The sequence below is a fragment of the Rugamonas violacea genome (assembly GCF_016461825.1).
GTDB lineage: Bacteria > Pseudomonadota > Gammaproteobacteria > Burkholderiales > Burkholderiaceae_D > Rugamonas.
This window is the reverse complement of the sequence record NZ_JAEMNU010000109.1, coordinates 1-6,293: the sequence shown is the minus strand read 5'-3', so window position 1 is coordinate 6,293 and position 6,293 is coordinate 1. Positions and strand designations below refer to the sequence as shown.

Genomic DNA, 6,293 nt, shown 5'->3' with positions numbered 1-6,293 from the left:
CGGTCACGTTCGCCCGGAATGGGCGGTCACGTTCAAATGGAATGACTGGTCACGATGCCGGAATCACTGGTCACGTTCGTCCGGAATACCCAGCATTGGGCATCAACGCCTTCATCGTGCGGTGTAACTTGCCGCTCTGGGTGCGGTGGCATTCATCGACGAACACAAAAATCTCACCCACTGTCGGGCAAGGTTGCGCTTGCAGATCCTTGATGTACTGCTCGAAATCGTCGACGCCCTTTTTGCCAAACTTGTGCACCAGCGAGCAGAGAAGACGAGGCGCCGCCTGGCCGAGCCGAGCCATCAGGTCGCGACCGCTGCCGACGCGAGTCATCGGGAAACCAGCGGCAATGAAAACGCTTTCGATCTGCTTGTCCAGTTCGTCGCGGTCGGTAACGATCACGACACGGGCGTTGGGCTTGTTCTGCAAAATCCACTTGGCAAGCAACACCATCACGATGCTCTTGCCGCTGCCCTGCGTGTGCCAGATGATGCCGCCTTCGCGGCGCCGCACATGTGCCTGCGCCGCCTTGATGCCGAAATATTGGTGCACGCGGGGCAGCTTCTTGATCCCACCGTCGAACAGCACGAAGTCGTGCATCAACTCGATCAGACGGGCCTTGTTGCACATCTTCAGAAGGTACTTGTCGAGCTTGAAGCGGCTGTTGTCCGCCTCGTCTTCCTTCCAACTCAGGAAATACTTTTCCTCAGTCTTGATCGTTCCATATTTCAGCCCTTGGGAATCATTGCCGGCGAAGACGAACTGCACCGTGCTAAAAAACCATTCATTGAACGCCGCCTGCTGGTTGGAGAGGTTTTGCCGGATGCCCTCGCCAATATCGACGCGGCTGTTCTTGAGTTCCAGCACGCCGACAGCGATGCCGTTGACGTAGATGACGATATCAGGCCGGCGCTCGTGATTGCCGTGCAGCGTGACTTCCTCGGCAATGGCAAAGTCGTTCAGCGTCGGATCGTTCCAATCGATCAGCCAGACCGTCTCGGTGTTCTCGCCCACCGCCGTCTGCACCTGCACGCCGTACCGCAACAGGCTGTACACCACCTTGTTGTTATCGTAGAGACTGCGGTTGGGGTTGCCAGCCTCGGCGCGCAAACGGTCAAGGACGCGACCAATCTGCACCGTGTTGTAGCCTCGCTTGCTCAGGTAAGCCGTGAGCAGCTCGACTTCGACGTTGCTATTGTTTGATCGGTCGGTCCAGTTACCTAGGGTCTGGTAACACAGTTCATCGCAGAACAATGCGACGACTCGGTTTTGAGTGGCGCTTTCGGGCTGGCCGATGGTCATATCAGTCGAATCTTTCCAGTTAAGAGTTCGTTCATCATGCCTTGCTTAATGGCTCGGGCTTTGGCGAGCTGCGCCTCAAGTTCGGCAATCTCGACATCCATATCGGAAAGAACAGCTGCAATAGCAATTTGTTCTGATAAGGATGGGAACTTGACTTGAATGCTCGCTAAGGCGCCGCCACTGATGTGGACGACGGCATCCCCTTGACCTCGACTTGCTTTTTGTTGGCGAATAGGTAGTGTATTCAAATAGTATCCAAGAAATAGGGGATCTGATTTATCTGCGCGAAAAATAATAATGTCACTGCCCGCGTATGCTTCGATATTATCGATAAATGCGACGCATTTTCCAATTTCTTCCTTGGTCTCTCCTGAACCCGCGAATAGTATGTCTCCATATTGAAGACGTGTTGCAGTCAAAGCGACATCACGGGAAATCCAAGAGGAAAAATTCATTATATAGTCGTTGTGCCTCGTGTAAATTTCGCCATATCTGACACAAGCGAAGCTACCACTCGAAGATTGGTCTTTGGTAACTCCTCGTCCTTTGAAGAACGTTCCCAGCTCACCCAATTGCCTCTCTTCCCACTTCCGGACAAACCCCGGCAGGCGCATTTTCCCGGTGAGCAGTTCCTGCATAGCGCCTTGTTTAAGGTGGCGCTTTTTGGTGACGAGTTGCTCCAACGATTCGATAAAGGTATCCGCATCGTTCAATGCTTCAGCGATTGCTTCTTGTTCGGCTTTGGTGGGTGGCAATGGAATGTGGAATCGACCTATTAAATCGGTGTTTAGGTTAGGCTGCCCATTACCTGTAGCCACAACTTCACGAAGGTGAATTGTCTTCGTATTAATAAAGTATGCCAAATATTCTGCGCTTACATCCTTGCAGATGTTTAAAATCGCTGCGATTCCATCGTTCGCGCAGCATTTGACTCCTAGAATTTTGGACACGCCGAGAGTTGCGCCGCTGTTGGCGATAATCAAGGTTCCAGGCAAAAGTGTTCTACTACGGTGAGATCCCTCCTCGGTCAAACACGTTGCCGTTTCTGTCACCATTAATTGAGACGCCGGGATGTTAGTCAACGCAGCAACGGTAAGCCATGGAATGTAAGTACCGTCAAAAAAGCGAGGGTCCCCTGCCGGCCTTGGAGAACCACCTCGAACCCATAGGTTTATACACATCTTTTTTCGCCAATAAAATCAAACACTTACAAAGCACCAGCTGTTGCAGAAACAGCAATCCCGGAGTGCCTGCCCGATGGATTTCCCGTCAACGCACAACGACTTTGCTCAATTTTTAAGCAAAAACACTCAAAAAGTGCGGTTCTTGCGGGCCAGTGCGACGGTCAGAAAAAGATGTGTGTAAACCTATGCCTCGAACCGGGTCCCCAATTTGCCTAACAGGCTTTGCACACCAATCTTCAGGAATCACTCCGACCTCGGTCTGCTTGTACCCCGCTGGAATCGCGTTCATTGCTCCGCCTCGCGTAAACTCAGTTCCAGCTCCCGGCGCAACACATCCCTGTCGGGCAGGTAAAGCTGGTATTTCTGCACGAAAAGCTGGCTGTTCATCTGATAGGTTGCGTACTCGACCAGCAGTTCGTCCTTGTTGCGGCTGAGAATGATACCAATGGGTGGATTATCGCCTTCGACGTTTTCCTCGTTGGCGAAGTAACCCAGATACATATTCATCTGGCCGATGTCGTTGTGCTGGACGTCGTTGATCTTGAGATCGATCAGCACGAAACAGCGCAGGATGCGGTGGTAAAAGACCAGGTCCACCTTGTAGTGGGTGTTGTTGATGGTTACCCTGTATTGCCGTCCGACGAAAGTGAAGCCCATGCCGAGTTCCAACAGGAAAGGCTGAAGGTGATCGCAGAGAACCGTTTCGAGCTGAGTTTCCGAAACCTGATATGGCTCGGGAATTTTCAGGAACTCGAACACATAGGGTTCGCGCAGCAGGTCGGCAGGTCGCTCGACGATCTGCCCCTGTGCGGCGAGCTGCAGGATGCCAGCCTTGTCCTTGCTGGCGGCCAATCGCAAGAACAGGCCGCTTTCCTTTTGACGAATCAGTTCACGCACCGACCAGCGCTCGCGGCCGGCTTGCTGCCCGTAAAACCCGCGCTCCAGTGGATCGTCGATTTTTAGCAATTCGACGATATGCGACCAGCTCAATTGGTGCGACAGTGTCGCACCAATTGGGTAAGCCAGATAAAACTGACGGATGCGAATCAAATTGCTGCGGCTGAAGCCCTTACCGTGGCGTAGGCTTAAATCCTTCGTCAGACTGGTAAGCAAGGCTCTACCGTAGTCGGCGCGGATTTTGCCGCCCTGCTCGAACTCGATAATATGCCGCCCAACCTGCCAGTATGTCTCAATGAGTTGGTCGTTGACGGCCTGCATTGCGCGGACGCGGCCTTGGGTGTAGGTGCCAGAAATCTGCTCCAGCAGCGCCTGATAATCAGGCGAGGCACTGAGTGTTTGAATTTCATTGCTCATGGCTGAAACCCCATTTTCTTCAAGTGCGCAGCCACCCTCTCGCTCAGGTCAGCAACCTTGTCGACCAGTTTCGGCAGTGGCGTTTCATAGCGTTCGGCCAGTTCCTTGATGCGCTGGGTAAGGGTTTGGCTGATACGGTCCATTTCACCATGAATGGCGGTAGCGATCGTCGCCATCCATTTGTCCTTGACCGCCAGCGTCTTAATGTCGGCCTCGCCAAGCTGCGGGTACTTTCCATAGGCAAGGGCGTCAAGTTCGGCCTCAGCTTCTTTCAGTAACTTCTTGAGGTCGGCTTCCTGCATGCAGAGTTTCAGCCAGGCGTAAAGAGCCTCGGCTTCGTCCTTGGCTTCCTTGTCACCCTTGATTTCTTTCAGCCGGGCGCTGACGTTGGCCTTGTTCACCTTGTCGAGTTCGGCAAAGGCGCCATCATCCCCGCCATGCTCTTCTTCCATTTCGACTATTTGCGCAGCAACATTTTCCAGTGCCGTTTCCTGCTCACGTATGGCGGCTTGCTGTTTGGCGAAGTAACGATTGACGATCAATTGCTTGGGCACAAGGTCGCAGGCCCAGCCCTTGTCGACTTCTTTGCCTTTCTTATTGATTTCAACAATGCGGTAGGTCTCGGCCTTCCAGCCATCGGCGGCGATCAGGTAGCAGTCGTCCTGCATCGTCTTGGCCCAGTAGTCCATGAGGTGCTGATAGACCGTGTATTTACCGATCAACGGCTTTTCCGCATAGTGCGCAAGCAGGTCTTCGGCGAGATCGTCGATGATGATTTTCGGATGGCAGCCGGCTTGCAGGCCCTTCAGCGTTTGGGTAGTGCGTTGTTGCCAGTCGGCGAACAGCGCATTCATGCCGTCGATGAAGGTGACGAACTCCGGATGCTCGTAGATGCTAGGCTTGATGGCTTGCTTGTCGACGGCGAGATCGATGTAGCCGGGGCGGTTGGCGCTGAACAGGGTTTGCCGCAGTTGCGGGCAAACTTTCCAGTATGCCTGCAAGGCATCCACATCGGCGCCGGGAATGCCGCCTTTCAGGTGGCCTTCGATGTCCTGAATATCCTCGACCTGCTGGCTGTCGATGTAGCGCGGAATGTTGAGATTGAAATCGTTCTTCTCGATTTCCTCAATGCCGACCATACGCGCGTATTTCGGGTCGCTCTCGTCGCGCCGATTGAATACGTCGACGATCTGGTGAATGTCGCAGTCACGCAGCCGGTTTTTCGGGCCGTCCTTCATGAAGCCGCTGCTGGCGTCGACCATGAAAATGCCCTTGCGGCTGTGGGCGTTTTCTTTGTCGATGAGAATGATGCAGGCGGGTATGCCGGTGCCGTAAAACAAATTGGCAGGTAGGCCGATGATACCCTTGATATAACCCTTGCGGATCAGGTTGCGGCGGATGTCGGCCTCCGCATTGCCGCGAAACAACACACCATGCGGCAGGATGCAGGCGCCCTTTCCGGTGGTCTTCAGCGAGCGAATGATGTGCAGCAAGTAGGCGTAGTCGCCCTGCTTGGCGGGTGGCGTGCCGAAATGCTGGAAACGCTCGTGCGGGTCGTTGAGCGGGTCAATGCCGGTGCTCCAACGCTTGTCGCTGAACGGCGGATTGGCGACGACGTAATCGAAGGTCTTTATATCACCGAACTCGTCGCTAAACATCGGACTGGCAATGGTGTTGCCCTGTTTGATTTCCGCCGTGGGATTGTCGTGCAGAATCATGTTCATGCGCGCCAAGCCGGAGGTTGCGGCATCCTTCTCCTGACCGTACAGTGTGACTTTGGCATGCGCTTCGTCACCCACTTTAAGCAATAGCGAACCTGACCCGCATGTCGGATCATAAACCGTCGTGCCGTTGTTCGTTTTCGGACTGCGGATGCCGATGATCTGCGCCATGATGCGGCTCACTTCGGCCGGTGTGTAGAACTGGCCCTTGCTCTTGCCGCTTTCGGCGGCGAAGTGGCGCATCAGGTATTCGTAGGCGTCGCCGAGGATGTCGTCACCCTCCGCGCGATTCTTGCTGAAGTCGAGTGCCTTGTTCTCGAAGATGGAGATCAGGTTGGTAAGCCTGTCAACAATCTCTTGACCGCTGCCCAGTTTACTCGGATCGTTGAAGTCCGGCATGTCCGACAGCCTGTTGGCCTTCGCCAGCGGGCCAATGATTTTCTTGTTGATCTGGTCGCCGATGTCGGACCTGCCCTTGAGGGCGACCATGTCGTTGAAGCTGGCGCCGTGAGGAATCGCGATTGGCGCGTAAGGCACGCCGGCATATTTGTCAGAAACATATTTGACGAACAGCAGGACGAGAACGTAATCCTTGTACTGGCTGGCGTCCATGCCGCCGCGCAACTCATCGCACGATTGCCAAAGGGAGGAGTAGAGTTCTGATTTCTTGATTGCCATAAACTGCTGTGGTCAAGTAATTTCGGACACGACGATAGGTTGGCGTGCTGCCATTTTCCGTTCGTAGACGGTGGGCGACAGATTGCCCAATGC

4 protein-coding genes are annotated in these 6,293 nt (G+C 54.1%); all 4 read right to left on the bottom strand.

Translation table 11 applies throughout. The annotated features are described in order from the left end of the window. Positions 1-70: 70 nt before the first annotated feature. Positions 71-1,303, bottom strand: coding sequence for a type I restriction endonuclease (locus H7U20_RS19705; RefSeq protein WP_199760848.1), 1,233 nt, complete (start codon positions 1,301-1,303; stop codon positions 71-73). Then, complete coding sequence (locus H7U20_RS19700) at positions 1,300-2,484, bottom strand: restriction endonuclease subunit S (RefSeq protein ID WP_199760847.1); 1,185 nt, start codon at positions 2,482-2,484, stop codon at positions 1,300-1,302. Before H7U20_RS19700 ends, H7U20_RS19705 begins: the two co-directional genes overlap by 4 nt. Before the next feature lie 288 nt (positions 2,485-2,772). Further along, positions 2,773-3,801, bottom strand: a complete 1,029-nt coding sequence (locus H7U20_RS19695; RefSeq protein ID WP_199760846.1) for a PDDEXK nuclease domain-containing protein — start codon at positions 3,799-3,801, stop codon at positions 2,773-2,775. After that, entirely contained in the window at positions 3,798-6,200 is a 2,403-nt protein-coding gene (locus H7U20_RS19690; protein WP_199760845.1) for a type I restriction-modification system subunit M, read from the bottom strand. Before H7U20_RS19690 ends, H7U20_RS19695 begins: the two co-directional genes overlap by 4 nt. Positions 6,201-6,293: the final 93 nt, after the last annotated feature.

What these genes read in the sequence shown, in the direction of transcription:
- H7U20_RS19705 (WP_199760848.1), bottom strand. Translation starts at nt 1,303, where the DNA reads ATGACCATCGGCCAGCCCGAAAGCGCCACTCAAAACCGAGTCGTCGCA.
- H7U20_RS19690 (WP_199760845.1), bottom strand. Translation starts at nt 6,200, where the DNA reads ATGGCAATCAAGAAATCAGAACTCTACTCCTCCCTTTGGCAATCGTGC.
- H7U20_RS19695 (WP_199760846.1), bottom strand. Translation starts at nt 3,801, where the DNA reads ATGAGCAATGAAATTCAAACACTCAGTGCCTCGCCTGATTATCAGGCG.
- H7U20_RS19700 (WP_199760847.1), bottom strand. Translation starts at nt 2,484, where the DNA reads ATGTGTATAAACCTATGGGTTCGAGGTGGTTCTCCAAGGCCGGCAGGG.